The organism is Tolypothrix bouteillei VB521301 (assembly GCF_000760695.4).
In the GTDB taxonomy this organism is placed as follows: domain Bacteria; phylum Cyanobacteriota; class Cyanobacteriia; order Cyanobacteriales; family Nostocaceae; genus Scytonema; species Scytonema bouteillei_A.
Window position 1 is genome coordinate 1,858,746 of record NZ_JHEG04000001.1, and the last position, 19,526, is coordinate 1,878,271.

A 19,526-nucleotide genomic window follows, 5' to 3' on the forward strand; every position below is an offset into this window, starting at 1 on the left:
AGGAGCACTGACATTGAAAGGAAACAACCTTCTTGCACCTTATTTTATTACCGCCTTGGCTGTAGGTAGCGCTTTAACAATGACATTATTACTACAGTCAATGCTAACACCAACCCTGTTTCAACTTTTTTTTGCAGCTGTTGCCATTAGCTCTAGGTACGGCGGGATGGAATCGGGGTTGTTAGCTACTGTTTTGTCAAGCTTAGCTATTGGTTATTTTTTTAGTCAACCTATATATTCATTAGATATTTTGGCTGTTGACAATCTTTTCCGATTGGGTATATTTATTATTGTTTCAATACTGATTAGCTCGCTCAACTTAGAATTGCGTAATGCAAAACAGCACCTTGAGATAAGTGTTCAGAAGTTACGCTCAAGTGAGACAAGGTTTAGACGACTCATTGAATCTAATATTTTTGGAGTTGCTTTTGGTGATTCCAGTGGCGGTATCCACTATGCCAATGATTATTTTCTAAATATGGTGGGATATACTGCAGAGGATTTACAATTCAAGAAAGTCCGCTGGGACGTTATGACACCCCCAGAATACAGGCAAAGAGATGCAAAACAAGTAGAAGAATCCAAAAAAAATGGAATTGCTACTCCTTACGAAAAGGAATATCTTCGTAAAGATGGCAGTCGGGTACCAATTCTTATTGGTGGTGTCATAGTGGAAGAACCAGGCGCAAATGAATTGGAAATGATAGCATTTGCTCTGGATTTAAGCGATCGCAAACGGGTAGAAGAAGCGTTACGACAGCGAGACTCGGAGATGCGTTTAATTACCAACGCCGTACCTGCGCTCATTTCCTACGTTGATGCTCAACAAAGATATCGTTTCAATAATAAGGGTTATGAAGAATGGCACGGAATTTCCGCGTCAGATATTTATGGCAAAACAATTAAGGAAGTTGTGGGTGAGTCAGTTTATGAGTCAATTTGTCCCCATGTAGAAGCTGTTTTGTCAGGAGAACACGTAACTTACGAAAGTAATTTGAAATATATAGATGGTGTCAGCCGTTATGTCAATATCTCTTATGTTCCCCAATTCAATTCTGATGAAGTCGTAGGATTTGTTGCTCTTATTCAAGATATTACAGAGCGCAAGCAAGCAGAAATTGCTTTGAAAGAAAGTGAAGAACGGTTTCGCCAACTTGCAGAAAAAGCCGAAGCCACTAACCGAATAAAAGACGAGTTTTTAGCCACACTCTCACACGAACTTCGTACCCCTCTCAACGCCATGCTTGGTTGGACGCAGCTCCTAACCACCAGAAAGTTTGATGAAAATACGACTGCTAGAGCGTTAGAGACATTAGACCGCAATACTAAATTATTATCAACACTTATAGAAGATGTTTTAGACGTATCGAGAATTATTACAGGGAAACTGCGCTTGGATGTTCGACAAGTAAAACTTGTACCTGTTGTCCTTTCAGCAATTGAGACAATACGTTCCGCTGCTGACGCTAAAGACATTACTATTGAATCGTTTTTAGATCCCTCTATCGGTATTGTTTTAGGTGATAGCAATCGCTTGCAACAAGTTGTCTGGAATTTACTTTCTAACGCTGTTAAGTTTACACCTCGTGGTGGTAAGGTTGAGGTGAAATTGTTTTTAGAAGAGAGTCAGTGGGAAAAAACTCAACGCTCGGCACTGATTGAAGTTAAAGATACAGGAGAAGGAATTGCTCCCGAATTTCTACCTTACGTCTTTGAACGCTTTCGTCAAGCTGATAGCTCAAGTACGCGAGCGCATGGAGGACTCGGATTGGGTTTAGCGATCGTTCGCCATCTCATAGAATTGCATGGTGGTATAGTTTGCGTTACCAGCCCCGGAATTGGTCAAGGTGCAACATTTATTGTTAGTTTACCTTTAAAAACAGGAGGAAAAGAAGAGAGTGAGAGAGTTACAGAAAAAGAAAAATTGCGATCCTCACTTCCTCCTGTTTACCCATCGCCCCATCCTCTCAATGGTTTGCGGATTCTAGTTGTGGATGATGAGCCAGATGCGCGTCAGATAATTACTACAGCATTAGGACAATATAAAGCAACAGTCATGGCAGTTGCTACTGCAACAGAAGCATTTGAGGCGCTGCAACGATTTCAACCAGATGTACTGGTAAGTGATATTTCTATGCCACAAGAAGACGGTTATTCCTTAATTCGTAAAATTAGGGAATTAAGTGAAGAGCAAGGCGGGCGCACTCCTGCTGTGGCGCTTACAGCATATGCTAGAGCAGAAGACTGCGATCGAGCACTGCTTGCAGGTTTTCAACTTCACGTTCCCAAGCCAGTCAACCCAGATGAATTAGCAGCAGTTATTGCCAATCTTGTTGGGGAAATGTAATTTTCTTTAATTATCTAGAATGGAACTAAAAGTGAAGATATTATAGTACCTGCTTCTGACCTACTGAATTTTGAGCAAGAGGAAAACATGAGTATTGTCATATCAGATGAAACTTTGCATGAAGCGTGGAATGACAGAAACTGAATTTAAACAGGAAATTGCGCTGTTGCTGTTTGAGTCAGGAAAACTTTCTCTTGGTTATGCTAGCAAATTAGCAGAAATAGATAAAATACGGTTTCAACAATTGCTTCAAGAACGCAAAATTCCCTTATACTCTTATGAAATAGAAGATTTTGAACTCGATTTGAAAAATTTACGGGAATTAGGTAGGTTGTGATTGTTGTCAGTTATTTTCTATAAACATCTTTCCGATGCTTACACTGCAAAATTCGTACCACTTGATTTTCATCATCTCAATCTGTTTTTGTACTGCCTTTGAAATAAGGACTTGGATTTACTTTAGGAATAGATGTACGCAGATAAATTTGTAGAAAATTGCTTTTTTGGTAAATATCATAAAAATAGAACACATCATTGAGGAGAATCAATCGCCATGACCATTATTACTGCAAAATGGACGATTGACGAGTATCATCGGATGATCGAGGCTGGTATCCTAGACGATCGCAAGGTTGAGCTACTCAAAGGAGAAATTGTAGAAATATCGCCAGAAGGAGAAACCCATGCTTATTCTAGCCATGAAGCCAGTCAGTATTTAACGAAGTTGCTAGGTAGCCGTGCTACAGTACGTCAAGCCAAGCCTATTACTTTGCCTAACAATTCTGAACCCGAACCAGATACTGCTATTGTCCAACCTTTAGGGCGTGAGTATAGAGTTCACCATCCCTATCCAGAGAACATCTTTTGGCTGATTGAGTATTCCGACTCTAGCTTAGATAAATATTTAGATAAGAAAAGCAAGATTTATGCTGAAGTCAGTATATTAGAATATTGGGTCGTTAATCTTAAAAAGCTACAACTAGTAGTGTACCGCGATCCTACTGACGGAGAGTACGCTACAAAATTTACCCTAACTACAGGAACCATTCAACCTCTCGCCTTTCCTGGCATTTCTGTGTCAGTAGAGGAAATTATCAGTGCTTGGATTATACTTCCACAAACCAACTTGCGATAAGCCGGGTACGGCTTGCGCCAAGGGCGAACCCGAAGGGCAATGCGCTTCTAGTTGAGCGAACTTATACCGTAGAGTTGGGTTTGTCGGCGATTTATCTAATTGCGGGTAACTTTGTCCAAACTTTTAGAAACGGTTAATACAAGATGACTGAGGAGTATTCCAATCTTATGAGTATTCAAGCAGCATATGATAATTGGTCAGACACATACGACACTGACAAAAACTTGACACGCGATTTGGATCGAACAGTTACTAGAGAAACCTTGATTGGTTTGAGTTGCAGATCGGTTGTTGAGATTGGCTGTGGTACAGGTAAAAATACTCTTTTTCTTTCACAAATTGCTGAAAAAGTTCATGCTATCGATTTTTCAGCATATATGCTTGAAAAAGCAAAAGAGAAAGTGAATTCAGCTAACGTAATATTTTCCCTAACGGACATTACAAAACAATGGGCTTGTGAGAATGGATCTGCCGATTTGATAACCTGCAATCTCGTTCTAGAACATATAAACGATCTCCCTTTTATATTTTCAGAAGCATCCCGCGTATTAGGTAAAGGAGGACACTTCTTTATATCTGAGCTACATCCCTTCAAACAATATGAAGGAACAAAAGCTAATTTTCAAAGGAATCAAGAGAGAGTTGAAATTCCAGCTTTTGTGCATCACATCTCAGATTATATTAGCACGGCAAAAAATTATGGTTTCACTCTTGAGAAGTTCCAAGAATGGTGGCACGAGCAAGATTGCAATAAACCTCCAAGAATTGCATCATTCTTGTTCAAAAAGTGAAGGCGATGCAAAAAGTATGATAATCAGAGATTAACGAAAGGTGTATCCCACAATCCGATCTATAAAATTAGTCTGGAATTTTTAGCTATTGAGCGCTGCTAATTGTACTAGTAAATATACTTTAGGTTGGAAATGTAAAAAAACATATGGGGAATTGCAAGCGTATTGGCATTCTTACAAGTGGAGGAGATTGCTCGGGGTTGAATGCTGTCATTAGAGCTGTAGTTCATTGTGCGTGTGGCAAAGGTTGGGAAGTCCTGGGAATTCGTCAAGCAACTCTCGGATTGATGGCGCGTCCCGAGCAATTTACAAAACTGGAAGTTGACTTAGTTGACCCACTGTTAACTTCTGGTGGGACAATGTTAGGAACTACCAACACAGGCGATCCTTTTGCTTTTCCCATGCCTGATGGCAGTCTATGCGATCGCTCAGAAGAAATTATTGCAGGTTACCATCAACTGGGTTTAGACGCTTTGATTGGAATTGGGGGGGATGGTAGCTTGGCTATTCTTCGTCGCTTGGCACAACAAGGTGGTATTAATTTAGTGGGTATTCCCAAAACAATTGATAATGATATTGGGATTACCGAACACGCGATCGGTTTTGACACGGCTGTGAATATTGCCACAGAAGCGCTCGATAGATTGCACTTCACGGCAGCTTCTCACAGTCGAGTCATGATTTTAGAAGTGATGGGTCGCGATGCGGGACACATTGCCATTGCTGCGGGGATTGCTGGAGGAGCAGATGTCATATTAATTCCAGAAATCCCCTACACCATTGACCATATCTGCAACAAAATTAAACAGCGCCAAGAGCAAGGCAAAAACTATTGTTTAATTATTGTTTCCGAAGCAGTTCGTACAGTTGAGGGTGAAACTGTCACGATGACAAATCGTTTGGGTCAATCCCGATATGGCGGGATCGGTCAGTATTTAGCCGACCGAATTAGCGAGTGCATTCTTGCAGAAACCCGAGTCACAGTTTTAGGACACATCCAACGGGGAGGAACGGCTTCACCACTCGATCGACTCGTAGCAGCAGCCTTTGGTGTAGAAGCGGTCAATCTCATTGCTGAAGCTAAATATGACTACATGGTGACATGGCAAAATCGCCAGGTGGTCGCAGTACCAATTGCTGAAGCGATCGCTCAATACAGAGCTGTCAGTCCAGAGGATACCTTAGTGAAAACTGCTCGCGGTTTGGGTATTTATTTAGGAGATTGACCGCATCATTCGGAGATTGGTATCCTATCTTAAAAAACAAGGGTGAGCCGCATCGCACCCTTGTTTGCCATATCTGTATTGTTTGGTAGGAATACCTGTGTTAAAGAATGTTTATTTTTGGTCGGTTTGTTGTTCCTACAGAATTTCTCTCTCCCAAAAGGCTATGGTGGTGTACAGCTCTCTACAAAAGAGATGAAACATCGTCAAAAGGGAGAATTGGAATGAAGTTCCCCCCTTTTTTAAGGGGGGTTAGGGGGGCTCGAAACCGCCAGAATGCACTTTAGAAAACTTGTGTACACCACCTTAGCCCAAAAGGAGAGAGATTAAGTTTTTTCTCCCTTCTCTCCTTAGGAGAAAGGTTGGGGATGAGGACAGCTTTTGAGGACGTACTTAAAAATTCTTAATTAATAAATGTAAACTTCTTCTGGTTTTTGCGTAATGCCGTCTAACAATGCCGATGAATTACATGAAGGTTTAATTCAAGTTTTACTACGCGTGTAGGAAGGTTCATATCAGAGGGAAACCTCTGACAGAACCAGAACTTACCTTAGTACACATCAACTCACACTTTTTTCAAGAGGAGCTGACATACAAAAGAATATAACATACTACCTAATTTAGAAGCCTGAGTATTATCTTCGTTCAATTGTAATTTTTTGACAAAGTTTGAGTTATTTTATGCATTTTTTCAATAAATCATACGTAGTAGCTTGTTAGGAATCAATCACAAACAGTTAAGGAGTTTTGCAGGGTATGGCTTATGAGATAGAGATTGGCGATCGCATTATAACTAGCGAAGAACTGATCGCTTTGGTCGCACAGTACAACATGGTGCCACAACTCTTACAAGAAATCGTTATCGATAGAGCGATCGAGCAAATAACCTGCATAAGAGAAGAAATCGCTGTAGCTAGCCAGCAATTCTTCAAACAACATCAAATTAGTAATTCTACCGAACATGAAACATGGCTAAAACGTTACAACCTCAACCATCAGCAATTTCAAGCCCTGATAACTCGCAAGTTAAGAATAGAAAAATTTCAGCAAGCAACTTGGGGAAACAAACTAGAATCTTACTTTCTCCATCGCAAGCCACACTTAGATCAAGTCATATACTCTTTGATTCGCACGCAAGAATTAGGCATTGCCAATGAACTGTATTTTCGCATCCTAGCTGGGGAGCAAACCTTTGCTGAAGTGGCGCGGGAATATTCTGTAGGACCAGAAGCAGACAGAAGCGGAATTGTCGGACCTGTTGACCTTGGCTCGTTGCACCCTGGCTTAGCAAAGCAACTTCAAGTCAGTCAACCCGGTCAAATTTGGCGTCCCGTACCTTTTGGAGAATTTTTCGTTATTATACGCTTGGAAAAATTTCTTCCCGCACAGCTCGATCAATTTATGAAACAACGTTTGTTAAAAGAATTATTTGAAGGTTGGTTGCAAGAACAAATTAATCAGCTCTCAGCTACAGATAAAGCTTGGATGAGGGTGACACGCAAACAGCCACAAGAGAAATCTACTAACGCCGCATAGGAAAAGATTAGAAAAATTGGTGCAGCATATGATGACAAATATTTCTGTTGATATAAAAGAATACTTAACAAGTTCATTTCCTTTTTTACACTTATCAGAAAAGACTCTAAACAATTTACAGAAAAAATTTCAATTTTTGCGCTACCGGATGGGTCAAACAATCGCAAAAAGAGAAGCCCTACCCGAACAAATTAGCATTATCTGTCAAGGACAAGCTCGTTTGCTAGGATACGATCCTCGGTCAGGCAAACCCGATACTTTGATGTTGCTGCAACCAGGAGAAGTGATAGGTTGGGTAAGTCATGTACGGGATGTGGCTTGTGAAACTGCGATCGCATCTACAGAAGTGATTTGTCTAAATTTGCCTGCTACCGATTTTCTATCTTTAATGAAGCAAGAATCAGCCTTTGCGGAAGCATTGCAAAGTCGAATCTCCCTAACAGAACTGTATGAATTATTAGGAGAAGAACTCAATCGGCGAGCTGATGGCAACACGGATTTACTGAAACTGACACGAACTGCTTGGGAAACAGCTGTTGTGCAAACATTCCCCATGGGACGATCCTCCTTAATTCCTGGAAATGGGGAAGACCGTCTGTGGTTAGTCAGCGGTAGTTCTCATACTAAATTTCCTGTAGGCAGTCCTGTAGACTTAAACGCTAACACAAAGCTACCCCTTCACGGAAACCTGCGTTTAGTTGGTGTACCAAAGTATTTACTACCAGCATCTATCATTCCTGTAACAACATCCACAACAGCAGATTCCTGGGCATCAGATATTCCCTACGCCTCAGAAATCGTTGCCAAACCAGCCATATCCAAGCAATCCCAAAGAGAAAAATATCCTTATATTCGGGCTAGAGGTCCAATTGATGCAACCCTGGCATGTTTTCAGATGTTGAGCCAGTATTTCAATATGCCCTTCCGCCGAGATATGCTGCGGCGAGTTTTGACCAAACAACAAGAAAACGCGGGTAGTTTATCCCTGCAATTTTGCGGTGCAGTTGCAGAGTTGATGGGGCTGACAACCCAGATAGTCAAAATTCCTGCATCTGCTGTCAGCAGATTGCAACCTCCCGTCATGATTTCCTGGCAAGATACTTTTGCAGTTATCTACAAAACCAGTCCCCAGGAGTTACTCATTGCCGTTCCTGAAATGGGACTCGTGCGTCGCAAGTCAAGAGACTTTGCTGAAACTTGGGGTACTGAAGGGGAAGTGTTACTCCTACAACCTACAAAACACACACCTAAATCGAGATTTGGTCTCTCTTGGTTTGTCCCCTCTCTGCGACGCTATCGAAAAGTTCTGATTGAGGTCTTGATTGCTTCAATAGTGGTACAGATTTTTGGCTTGGTGAATCCTCTTGCAACACAAGTCATCATTGATAAAGTTATTGTAGGCAATAGCCCCGATACCCTAGAAGTTTTCGGTATATTTTTAATAGTCGTCTCAATTGTAGAAGCTATACTGTCTAACGTTCGCACCCATTTATTTGTAGACACGACAAATCGCATAGACCTTTCGTTAGGTTCAGAAGTCATCAATCACCTGCTACGCTTACCACTCTCCTATTTCGATCGCCGTCCCGTAGGCGAATTAGCAACGCGAATTAACGAACTCGAACACATCCGTTCCTTCCTCACCGGTACGGCTTTAACAGTAGTCATGGATGCGGTGTTTTCAGTGATTTACATCGCTGTCATGGCTATTTATAGTTGGGTGCTGACCTTAGTGGCTTTAGTGACAGTACCGCTATTTGCCCTATTGAACCTATTAGTATCGCCAATTATGCGGCGACAATTGCATGAAAAAGCCGAGCGCAACGCCGAAACTCACTCCTATTTGGTAGAGGTTATGGCGGGAATGCAAACAGTCAAAGCGCAAAATTTAGAATTACGCTCCCGCTGGCAATGGCAAGAACGCTACGCCCGCTACATTAGTGCTGGGTTTAAGACAATTTCTACCCAAACAACTGCTGGGTCTCTCAGCAACTTCCTGAACAAACTCTCTACTTTATTAGTTTTATGGGTTGGAGCTTATCTAGTTCTCAACGGACAACTCACCTTGGGACAACTTATCGCTTTCCGCATCATCTCTAATTACGTCACAAGTCCCTTACTGCGCTTAGTCCAACTGTGGCAAAATTTTCAAGAAACAGCTTTATCCTTACAACGCCTGAGCGATATTCTCGATACACCCCAAGAAGAAGAACAGGGAGAACATCAAAATATCCTCATGCCTGCAATTGAAGGTCACGTTTGCTACCAGAATGTTTCTTTTAGTTTCCGTCCCAACAGCCCCATGCAACTGTGCAACATCAATGTCGAATTCCCTAGAGGTTCATTTATAGGTGTTGTCGGTCAGAGTGGTTCTGGGAAAAGTACTATGTTAAAATTATTACCCAGACTTTACGAGCCAGTCTCGGGAAAAATCTTGATTGATGGTTACGATATCAGCAAAGTAGAGCTTTATTCCCTCCGCCGTCAAATAGGGGTAGTCTTACAAGATACTTTATTGTTTGATGGAACAATCCGAGAAAATATTGCTTTAGCTTATCCAGATGCTAGCGATGAAGAGATTATTGCTGCTGCCAAAGTCGCTTACGCTCACGACTTTATCATGTCATTGCCCAACGGCTACAACACTCAAGTTGGCGAACGAGGTTCTGGTTTATCTGGAGGACAAAGACAGCGAGTTGCGATCGCTCGCACAGTCTTGCAAAATCCGCAATTACTGATTTTAGACGAAGCGACAAGTGCTTTAGACTACAATGCGGAAGCACAAGTGTGCCGCAATCTAGCAGAAGCATTCAAAGACAAAACAGTATTTTTCATCACTCACAGATTGACTACTATCCGTAACGCCGATGTCATTTTGATGATGGATAAAGGCGCGATTGTAGAACAAGGAACCCATGAAGAATTGATGTCTCTTAAAGGTTACTACTACTGTTTGTATAAACAACAAGAAAAAGGCTAATGGTGAGTCCAGCGCTGCAGGCGGGTTTCCCGCCGTAGGCGACTGGTGAGACCAGCCCTGCAGGCGGGTTTCCCGCCGTAGGGGACTGGCGAACCCGAAGGGCGAACCCGGAGGGCTAATGGCTAATAGCTAATGGCTAATAGCTAATAGCTAATGGCTAATGGTTAATGGCTAAGATAATTAGCTACTAGCTATTAATAATTGGTAATTAACAATGAGTAATATTATGAATACTGAATACAAATTCGATCAACCCGTTATATTAGAACAATCTTCTACCTGGTCGCGGACGATTGTGTGGGGAATTATTGGTATTACTGCTTTTACAATTATTTGGGCATCAATCTTTAAAATTGATGAAGCAATTCCCGCAACTGGTAAGTTAGAACCTCAAGGTGCAGTGACTGATGTGAAAGCTCCTGTTAGTGGTGTTGTTAAGATCGTTCATGTTAAAGATGGTCAGCGAGTGAAAAAAGGCGACCTCCTCGTGACTCTCGAACAAACGACTGCGAAAGCACAGTTGATATCATTACAAAAAAATCGTTCTGCTTTGGTACAGGAAAATGATTTTTACCGCCGTCATCTAGCAGGGAATGTTTCATCGAATCTTAAACTAGGAGTCACACTTAATATTCGTCCGGAAATTGCTTCTTTAACTCAGAGTCGTGCTGCGATCGTTGCTGAAAATCAAGTTTATCGCGCACAGTTAAGTGGTTCAACACATGGAGTGACCTTGACTCCAGACCAAAAGTTGCGCTTGCAAAGCCGTGAATCTGATTTTAGTTCTCGCCTAGCGGATATTCAGCTAGAAAAAGAGAAAACAATTGAGAAATTGAGCCAAAACCAGCTTGAGTTAACTAGTGCGAAAAATGTACTGGCTATTAGTCAAAGAATTTTCAAAGATATGGAAACGGTCATGAAGGAGGGTGCTTTTCCAAGAGCGAGGTATTTGACTCAACAGCAGGAAGTTGTAAAATCTCAAGCAGAAGTTGCTCGTCTTATGAAAGAACAGCAGCAATTAAAACTAGCGATCGCCCAATCAAATGAAAAAATCCGCAATACTGAAGCTCTTTCTAAAGAGGATTTACTTTCACGCATCACAGTTAATGAAAAAAGTATTGCTGAAATCGACAGTCAACTGACTAAAATTATTTTGGAGAATCAAAAGAAAGTTAACGAAATTGACAGCCAAATCAGTCAATCGCAGGAAACTCTGAAATATCAAAAAATTAGCGCTCCTGTGGATGGAACTATTTTTGAGATGCAACCTTCTAGTTCTGGATTTGTTGTGAATACGACTGAGCCAGTTGTAAAAATCGTTCCTAATGAAGAATTAGTTGCTAGAGTGTATATTACTAACCGCGATATTGGCTTTGTTAGACAAGGGCAGAAAGTCGATGTCAGAATTGATTCTTTTCCTTTCCAAGAGTTTGGTGATATTAAAGGAGAACTGATTTGGATTGGTTCTGATGCTTTGCCACCCGATCAAATTCACAATTTTTATCGTTTTCCGGCAAAAGTGCGTTTGGATAAGCAATCTGTCTTGGTGAGCGATCGCTCTTTGTCCCTACAATCGGGTATGTCCATCAATGCCAATATAAAATTGCGTCAGCGTACTATTATGAGTATCTTTACTGATTTCTTAGTACAGAAAGCAGAAAGCCTGAAGTCTATTCGCTAATTCAATCCCGAACAGGTGAAAGCAGCCCAGTAAAAAGGGTGAGAGAAAGGTTTGGACTCTTGGCAAAAAGATTCCAAATTTTTTCTGGCTTGGTAAATTAGTTTTCCAATGCGAAGGTGTTTTTTATATTCTTCATTTAAAAATAACACTTGTTGTGCTGCTAACGCTGGGTATTACCTGAACGATCGTACTTGGTTTTATTTGTTTCCCATCTTTATCAGCAAAGTAAACAAGACTATGGTTTTAAAGCTGGCGATCGCGTAGCACTTAACATTGCAAGTAATTGGTATTAGAACTGACTGCGTTATTATGTTATTCTCAGTAAATTTTCGAGCGAGCCTCTTAAAACACGTTTATTATGGTAGCGATAGAAACACGATCGCACACAGTAAATTTTCACAAAAGTCTCAAGACGCGCCATAGCGCGTCTCTACAAAAAGTTATATGTGTAGCTGAATAAATAATGCAGTCTTCTAGACAGGACGTAGGTTTAGCAGTTCTTGAGGAGATGCCAGCATATCGATCGCTACAAAGAAAATTTTGCCTTCAGGATTGATTAAGAACCGCCACGCAATGTTCATGCCAAGCTGTACACCGAACCAAGGAGTTTGGACTTTACCTGTGATTTTTAATTGTTTAGAACCATCTGCTAAAACTTCTGATATACCCTTTTCTGGCATGATGTTGAGTCCTTGTGCTTCTGCGCGCAAATAGGCTGCAATTGCTTGAGGACCAACAATCGGCTTTTGGAAAGGAGGTTGCAAAGCACCATCTGGAGTAAATAGAGCAATAGCAGCGTCAAAATTGTCTGCGTTTAGAGCCTCAATGTAGTTGATTACAGTCGGATCTGTGATGCCCTCGATAGTGACTTTAGTCGGAGATGGGACAGTGCGCTCGAACATGGGTTCTACAGCTGCTCTTGCGTAATTAGTAGAACTTGCTCCTGGGTCATATCCCATATCTACTACAGTATTGCGAAGGACTGTAATTTGTTGTCCTGGATCGAGTTTTTGAATGGCTTCTAACACGACTCTGACACCAGTACTCATTTGATAGCCCGGTGGGATAGGAGCAACAAGTCCCTGTTTCATCAACTCTCCTAACTCGTACCAGAAAGCTAGCTTGGTGTTAACGCTGAAGTTTGCATAGGAGCGGCTGATGGGCGTGTCAATATGGTCAGCAAGCTCTCTCATAACTTGCGTTTGCTCGTCATTAGATAGTTGCTTGATTTGGTTGAGTAGCCCTTCTGCTAGTTGCAAACGCGCTGCTCCTGGAGCCGCAGGAGTGATTGTACGACCTAGCTCGGTGTAGGCAAACCAGAGTAATGCCAATTTATCATCAACGCTAAGTTGGTCAAATAGTGCTATAGTTGCTGGGATTGGACTGGGCACTTGAGTGCCGGAGAAAATCTTTTGCGCCGATTCAATAGATAAAGACATATTAAAATCTCCACGTTTATCTGTTTACTGATTGCGCTGATTATTCAGAAGACGATGTCAAAACACAAGCTACTCTAGCCGTTGAATTAGTTTCAGGAATTAGGCGATCGCCAGAATCGAGGCTATCCCGTATTCCATGAAAAATAGCAGGCATAATGGTTTATGCTGCTTTGTAAAGTAATGTAACACTTACTTTAAGTTCTGTAAAGATATTTCAACAAATAATGACTTACAAGGTGATGCGTAAGGGATTTTCAAAAAATAAATTACCCCAGAATCTAGAACGGGCGTCCCCGCCACTAACATAGAACGGGCGTGACGGGGGAGATGCTCAAACCATCAGAAAAATGAATTTAACGACGGTTTTCAACGGGTGTTTTTTCTTGGGAATTCGCCTTTGACTTTTTGGAGCCTTTAGATCGATCGCGGTCTTTTTTCAAAAAGCGATCGCCAAGCGTCTCAATAACAATGTATAAGACTGGCACTACAAACAAAGTTAAAAAAGTAGCAATCAGCATTCCACCAAATACTGCTGTACCAAGTGATTGTCGGCTACCTGCACCTGCTCCCGTTGCAAATAGCAATGGAGCAATCCCCAGTAGAGTGGAAATAGCCGTCATGAGAATCGGGCGCAGGCGTTCTTGCGATGCTTCAAGAGCTGCTTTCGTAATGGAATAACCTTGCTCTCGGAGTTGATTTGCAAACTCTACAATTAAAATGGCATTTTTACTTGCCAATCCAATCAGCATCACCAAACCAATTTGACAGTAGACATCGTTAGGCAAACCACGCAATGATTGAGCCGAAAGAGCACCTAAAATAGCTAAGGGTACAGCTAAAAGAATAATCAAAGGATCGATATAGTTCTCGTATTGAGCCGCTAGAACCAGGAAGACAAACACCAGTCCGAGGGCAAAAATAATCGGTGCTTGACCCCCAGACTGCAATTCTTCCGCAGAAATACCAGACCATTCATAACCTAAATTAGGTGGTAGAGTTTCTTCAGCGAGCTGTTGCATCGTCTGAATTGCTTCTCCAGAACTAGAACCAGGAGCTGCTGAGCCAGTAATTTCTATTGAGCGGAACAGGTTATAGCGATTTATGGTTTGTGCTCCAGTAGTGGGGGTAATCTTTACTAAAGTACTTAAAGGAATCATCTTATCCTGTTCCGAACGAACATATAATTGGCGGATATCATCAGGATTGGAGCGGAACTGTGCCTCTGCTTGGACATATACCCGATAACTGCGTTCTTCTAACGTGAAGTCATTCACATACTGTGACCCTAAAAGGCTTTGCAGTGTGCCGAAAACATCTTCTACAGACACTTGTAAGGCTTTCGCTCGGTTGCGATCGACTTCTACCAGTACCTGTGGCGTATTCGCTGTAAAAGTGGTGTAAACACTTTGCAATCCGGGTCTTTGATTGGCTTGCCCAATTAACTGGTTTGCTGCTTGTACTAAACTTTCCAAACCCACATTGCCTTGGTCTTGCAACTGAAATTGGAAGCCTCCAGTAGAACCCAAACCTGGAATTGCTGGAGGATTATTGGGAAGAATTCTAGCTTCTGGAATTCCCGAAAGTGATTTTCTTAACTTATCAATAATTGCTTGTGCTGACTGTCCCTTTTCTGTTCGCTCATCCCAAGGCTTGAGAGATGTAAAAACAACACCACTATTGGCAGTATTTCCACTGAAGCCAAAACCTCCAACAGCAAAAGTCCCTCTCACTTCAGGAAATTTTAATATTTCGGTTTCTACCTTCTTCATGACATCGCTGGTGTAGTTCAGCGACACTCCCGGCGGTCCTTGTATGAGAGTAATGAAGTAGCCTTGGTCTTCTTCCGGTAAAAATGCTGTAGGGACACTTAGGAACAACCAAGCTGTCAACCCCAAACTAGCAACAAAAAGTGCCAGAATAATATACTTAATCTTGACTATCTGGTTGAGAATGCGTTGATAACCCCGGCGCAACCAGTTCAGAAAGCCATTAATCCGGTCAAAAATCCATCCCAACCATCCGCCAGTTCTTTGCCTTTGACGTAACAACAACCCAGAGAGTGAAGGAGTGATGGTTAATGCAAGGAAAGTGGAAATTGCAATTGAGAAGGCGATCGTCAAAGCAAATTGCCTGTAAAGTGCTCCCGTTGTTCCTGGAAAGAATGCTACTGGTACAAACACTGCCATGAGGACTAGTGAAGTGGCAATGACTGCTCCAAACAACTCTTGCATAGCTACAGAAGCAGCCTGACGCGGCTCCATCCCATCTTCCTGAATGCGACGCGAAATATCTTCAACAACAACGATCGCATCATCAACGACCATCCCTGTTGCTAGAGTTAAACCGAACAACGTCAAGCTATTGATCGAAAACCCAAACGCTTTGATAAAAGCAAAGGTTCCAATCAAGGCAACTGGAATTGTAATCGATGGAATAATTGTAGTGCGCCAGTCTTGCAGAAAAACAAATATAATCAGTACAACTAAGGCGATCGCAATCAACAGAGTGATTATCACTTCTGTCAGTGATGCTTGCACAAACAAAGTTGAGTCAATAGACACTTCATATTTAATACCAGGAGGAAATCTCTCAGAAAGTCTCTGCATTTCAGCTTTGACTCCGTTAGCAACATCCAAAGCATTACTACCTGGTAATTGATAAATACCTAAACCAACAGCATCTTTGCCTCGAAAGCGCAAAAAGGAATCGTAATTTTCTGCTCCCAGTTCTGCCCTACCAACATCTTTCAGTCTAACAAGCGTACCATCCGCGCCTGTTTTCAAGATGATATTCTCAAATTGGGAAGCATCCTCCAACCGACTTTGCGCCCGCACATCAAGCTGATATCTTTGCCCTTCTGGTGCTGGTTGCTGACCGAGCCGCCCCGCACCGACTTGTAAGTTCTGTTCTTGCAGTGCTTCAGTCACATCCCGAACAGTAAGATTGCGGCTGGCTAATTGATTGGGATTTAACCACAGGCGCATGGAATACCTGCGTTCCCCAAAAATATTGACATCACCAACCCCTTCCACACGTTTGAGAGCATCTACTAAGTAGAGGTCAGCGTAGTTGCTTAAAAAGATAGTGTCATACTCGTTGTTTTCAGGATACAAACCGAAAGCCAATAAAAGCGAACTAGAGCGCTTGGTGACGGTAACGCCTGTTTGCTGTACGACATCTGGTAACTGAGCTTCAGCCACAGATACCCGGTTTTGGACATCGACAGCAGCAATATCTTGGTTGCGGTCTGGATCGAAGGTGACTGTAATTGAACTCGAGCCAGAGTTACTACTGCTCGAACTGATATATCTCTGACCGGGAACGCCGTTAATTTCCCGTTCTAACACAGTTGTCACCGTGTTTTCTACAACCTCTGCACTTGCTCCCGTATAGTTAGCTGTAACGTTAACTTGGGGAGGACTGATTTGAGGATACTGAGCAATAGGTAGTGTAGGAATGCTAATTGCCCCCAGTAGCAAAATAATTAGGGTGCAGACGCTAGCAAAAACAGGTCGTTTAATAAAGAAGTCAACAAACATGGGAAAATTGCTAATGGCTAATTGCTAATGGCTAATTGCTAATGGCTAATGGATGGACTATTAACTATTAGCTATTACTTAGATGCAGGGGTAATAGAAGCACCATTTTTTAGATTAAGTAAACCCGCAACAATGATTTTTTCTCCTGGCTCCAATCCTTCAATTACTTGATAACTATTACCTTGGAGATCGCCTAACTTAACGAGTTTTTGTCTGGCTATCAATTGGGTTTTTCCTTGTTGGTTTTGTTCTTGCTGTTGAGCTACATAAACAAACGTTTGTCCTGCTACGCGAGAAATTGCTTCAGTAGGAATGAGAACTCCGGGTCGTTGTTCCCAAATAACTCTTGCTTGCACAAAAGAATCAGCCCGCAATTGACCTTTAGCATTATCAAAGAGTGCTTTAATTAAAACAGATTGCGTGTCATTGGCTGTTTGAGGAGAGATAAAAAATACCTTACTGGTTCCAATATTTTGACCTTGCGCGTCGATCAGCTGTACTGGTGTACCTACACGCACTCTCGAAGCCTGCTGTAATGGAATAGAAATATTTACCTCTAAAGGTTGATTTTGGGTAATGGTTGTCAGTTGAGTGGAAGTAGTGACTATATCTCCTACTTTGACTGGAATATTACCAACCGTACCAGCAAAAGGTGCTGTGACTCGATAGTTCTGGAGTTGAGCTTGCGATTGCTGAGCATTAGCCTGTGCTTGCTGTACTGCTTTTTCTGATTGAGCCACAACAGCCCGTTGGGCTTCAATTTTCTTGTTAATAGCAGCAAGGCTGGATCGGGCTGCTTGGAATTGATTCAAGTATTGGTCTCTTGTTTCCCGCGAGACTGCTCCTTGAGTTGCAAGGTTAGAGTATCTTTGGTACTGTTCTTGGCTTAATCTCAATTGAGATTGATTGGAGAGCCTTTCGGCTTCAAGAGAACTCAGTGTCGCCCTAGCGCTTGTGACTTCTGCTTGAGATGCAGCGACAGCAGCCGTTGCACCACTGAGGGCTGCTTGTTGTTCGTCAGGATTGATTTGAACAATAGCCGTTCCTGTTTGTACCTCATTTCCTGGTTTGACAAAAATTTGGGACACTCGACCTTGGGTTTCTGGTTGAAGTGTGACGGATCGACGTGACTCTAAGTTTGCAACAAATTCTGCGCTGTCTCTAATTGTTGCTGTCTGAACTGTAGATATTCTTACAGGTACTGCTTGCGATTGGCTTTGACCTGGTGGTGATTGTTTTTGAGCATTGTTATTTTGCCACCAACGCCAACCAAAGCCTCCACCAATCAGCAATGCGATCGCTCCTAGAATTAACCACCAATTCCGCTTCTTTGGTGATGGGGGTTTTCTGTCAGTGTCGGGGAAAGTATCATCTAGATCGGCTTCTTCAACCGTGTTGGTCTGTTGGCTAATCTCTTCCTGTGTTTGTGGAATGACTACCACGCTAAAGCGGTTATCTTTACTGTCTGGTGTTCTCGTGTGCTTTGTATCCTCAAAAGGTTCAAAATGTTTCATATGCGTAGTATCCTGATTTAAATAACTTCCTGTAGACTGACAACAATTTCAACCTTAAGTAAGAGTTCGGACCAATATTTAATTGTTAATTTATTTGTTCTTCCTCACACTAATTGAATAAATGAATAAGTATATTTATTAGCTAATTTTTGTCATAAATGGATAATACCCTCCTTATACCAGAAGCTCTTTCGGATTTATTTAAGTTTCTTCATTAATAGTTATTAAAATATTTTTACCTCTGTCTTGTAACTGCTACTAGAGATATATAATTGGTTTTCCATGCTCCTCCAACTCTCTACAAAGACATACTTAACATTTCTCCAATCACAATCATTTTGTGCTAAACTCTGGTAAAGAATCGAGATACTTAACAAAGAAAATAAATTTTGTGACCCTCTTTGGTAAGCTATCTCAAAGAATATCTGAAATACTCCATTTAAGACTTAGTGATGTTCGCGATCGCATCTGTACAAGTAAAATCCGCTTATACACTTCGTTTATATAGTAGTGAATTTTCTTCGTTAAAAACTTTTTTAAGGGTGTTTTCTCACTACGACTGTAAAAAAATTGATGCAACGAAAGCACTCACTATTCATGAGGTTTTGTAAAAATAAAAACCAATCTTAGTAACTTAAGATAAAATTCTATTAAGAAAGCCCGCTAAGCGGGCTACTATAAATGAAGATCGATTGTCAAGTATCAGCTCGACAACTAAAAAGTACCAGATAAACCTGAGGATTTTCTGAGGTTTTTCCCTCAAGCCATACTACGGTGTACGCACAAATCAATCGTGTACACCGTAGCTTTAGTAAGGGGGGACTACAGGAAGTACAAACATTTCAAATTTTCACGAGTGGTTTAGGACTGCTGTAAAAACCTATTTCTTTTCAGCGCAACCTTCTAAAACTTTAGTACCTAAAATCAGCGTCGCTGAATAGGGGTAATCTTTATCAGACATACCATCACTGCATTTATCGACTTTTTTAAGAATGAGAGTATTGTTACCTTTACCTTTTAACTGATATACCCTGACCAAATCGTCAGGACGTCCTGCTGCTTTTAAGGGTGCTACGTAAGGAAATGTTTGTTTTTTGACTTCTGGTGAAGAGTAGACAATTCCACTTTTGCTAACGCTGACATTCCAAAATGGTTCTGTACCGACAACATTAAACCTCTCAGCCACCGCATTTTGGGAAATGTAATGATGATTGTTTTTTATGGATAGCGTACTTTGATTTGCAACACTGCGAGCGCTAGCTAAGAAAGGGCTGGTTAATCCCAAGAAAAGAACACCAGATATTAAAATTTTCATTGATTATACTTGAAGAAGTCTGACTT

The 19,526-nt window shown here is 41.6% G+C and carries 12 protein-coding genes; 8 read left to right on the forward strand and 4 right to left on the reverse strand.

The annotated features are described in order from the left end of the window. Nucleotides 1–13 precede the first annotated feature (13 nt). From HC643_RS07485 to HC643_RS07520, 8 genes are all read left to right on the forward strand, one after another. Nucleotides 14–2,347, forward strand: coding sequence for a hybrid sensor histidine kinase/response regulator (locus tag HC643_RS07485; RefSeq protein WP_050046318.1), 2,334 nt, complete (start codon nucleotides 14–16; stop codon nucleotides 2,345–2,347). Between the two features lie 130 nt (nucleotides 2,348–2,477). After that, nucleotides 2,478–2,684, forward strand: a complete 207-nt coding sequence (locus HC643_RS07490) for a UPF0175 family protein (protein WP_202048596.1) — start codon at nucleotides 2,478–2,480, stop codon at nucleotides 2,682–2,684. A gap of 216 nt (nucleotides 2,685–2,900) precedes the next feature. Then, complete coding sequence (locus HC643_RS07495) at nucleotides 2,901–3,482, forward strand: Uma2 family endonuclease (protein ID WP_050046317.1); 582 nt, start codon at nucleotides 2,901–2,903, stop codon at nucleotides 3,480–3,482. A 167-nt stretch (nucleotides 3,483–3,649) separates the two neighbouring features. Further along, nucleotides 3,650–4,273 carry a class I SAM-dependent methyltransferase gene (locus HC643_RS07500; protein WP_038087495.1) on the forward strand — a complete coding sequence of 208 codons (624 nt, stop codon included), beginning with the start codon at nucleotides 3,650–3,652 and terminating at the stop codon, nucleotides 4,271–4,273. Nucleotides 4,274–4,419: 146 nt separating this feature from the next. Continuing rightward, nucleotides 4,420–5,499: an ATP-dependent 6-phosphofructokinase gene (locus HC643_RS07505; RefSeq protein ID WP_038087390.1), complete on the forward strand. Its 1,080-nt coding sequence runs from the start codon at nucleotides 4,420–4,422 to the stop codon at nucleotides 5,497–5,499. A 753-nt stretch (nucleotides 5,500–6,252) separates the two neighbouring features. Continuing rightward, entirely contained in the window at nucleotides 6,253–7,032 is a 780-nt protein-coding gene (locus HC643_RS07510) for a peptidylprolyl isomerase (protein ID WP_038087394.1), read from the forward strand. Nucleotides 7,033–7,060: 28 nt separating this feature from the next. After that, nucleotides 7,061–10,012 (forward strand): peptidase domain-containing ABC transporter, encoded by a 2,952-nt coding sequence (locus tag HC643_RS07515; protein ID WP_082051798.1) that lies wholly within the window; start codon nucleotides 7,061–7,063, stop codon nucleotides 10,010–10,012. 226 nt (nucleotides 10,013–10,238) lie between these two features. Continuing rightward, a complete protein-coding gene (locus HC643_RS07520) occupies nucleotides 10,239–11,693 on the forward strand; it encodes an HlyD family type I secretion periplasmic adaptor subunit (RefSeq protein ID WP_038087400.1) in 1,455 nt (484 codons plus the stop codon). Nucleotides 11,694–12,166: 473 nt separating this feature from the next. Here HC643_RS07520 and HC643_RS07525 read toward each other — a convergent pair whose 3' ends face one another. From HC643_RS07525 to HC643_RS07540, 4 genes are all read right to left on the reverse strand, one after another. Further along, nucleotides 12,167–13,132, reverse strand: coding sequence for an orange carotenoid protein N-terminal domain-containing protein (locus HC643_RS07525; protein ID WP_038087402.1), 966 nt, complete (start codon nucleotides 13,130–13,132; stop codon nucleotides 12,167–12,169). Between the two features lie 353 nt (nucleotides 13,133–13,485). Next, nucleotides 13,486–16,671, reverse strand: coding sequence for an efflux RND transporter permease subunit (locus HC643_RS07530; RefSeq protein ID WP_038087404.1), 3,186 nt, complete (start codon nucleotides 16,669–16,671; stop codon nucleotides 13,486–13,488). 74 nt (nucleotides 16,672–16,745) lie between these two features. Next, nucleotides 16,746–18,185, reverse strand: a complete 1,440-nt coding sequence (locus HC643_RS07535; RefSeq protein ID WP_082051797.1) for an efflux RND transporter periplasmic adaptor subunit — start codon at nucleotides 18,183–18,185, stop codon at nucleotides 16,746–16,748. Nucleotides 18,186–19,065: 880 nt separating this feature from the next. Next, entirely contained in the window at nucleotides 19,066–19,500 is a 435-nt protein-coding gene (locus HC643_RS07540; protein WP_038087407.1) for a COG3650 family protein, read from the reverse strand. Nucleotides 19,501–19,526 lie beyond the last annotated feature (26 nt).

What these genes read in the sequence shown, in the direction of transcription:
- HC643_RS07490 (WP_202048596.1), top strand. Translation starts at nt 2,478, where the DNA reads ATGACAGAAACTGAATTTAAACAGGAAATTGCGCTGTTGCTGTTTGAG.
- HC643_RS07495 (WP_050046317.1), top strand. Translation starts at nt 2,901, where the DNA reads ATGACCATTATTACTGCAAAATGGACGATTGACGAGTATCATCGGATG.
- HC643_RS07530 (WP_038087404.1), bottom strand. Translation starts at nt 16,671, where the DNA reads ATGTTTGTTGACTTCTTTATTAAACGACCTGTTTTTGCTAGCGTCTGC.
- HC643_RS07540 (WP_038087407.1), bottom strand. Translation starts at nt 19,500, where the DNA reads ATGAAAATTTTAATATCTGGTGTTCTTTTCTTGGGATTAACCAGCCCT.
- HC643_RS07505 (WP_038087390.1), top strand. Translation starts at nt 4,420, where the DNA reads ATGGGGAATTGCAAGCGTATTGGCATTCTTACAAGTGGAGGAGATTGC.
- HC643_RS07535 (WP_082051797.1), bottom strand. Translation starts at nt 18,185, where the DNA reads ATGAAACATTTTGAACCTTTTGAGGATACAAAGCACACGAGAACACCA.
- HC643_RS07520 (WP_038087400.1), top strand. Translation starts at nt 10,239, where the DNA reads ATGAATACTGAATACAAATTCGATCAACCCGTTATATTAGAACAATCT.
- HC643_RS07525 (WP_038087402.1), bottom strand. Translation starts at nt 13,132, where the DNA reads ATGTCTTTATCTATTGAATCGGCGCAAAAGATTTTCTCCGGCACTCAA.
- HC643_RS07500 (WP_038087495.1), top strand. Translation starts at nt 3,650, where the DNA reads ATGAGTATTCAAGCAGCATATGATAATTGGTCAGACACATACGACACT.
- HC643_RS07515 (WP_082051798.1), top strand. Translation starts at nt 7,061, where the DNA reads ATGATGACAAATATTTCTGTTGATATAAAAGAATACTTAACAAGTTCA.
- HC643_RS07510 (WP_038087394.1), top strand. Translation starts at nt 6,253, where the DNA reads ATGGCTTATGAGATAGAGATTGGCGATCGCATTATAACTAGCGAAGAA.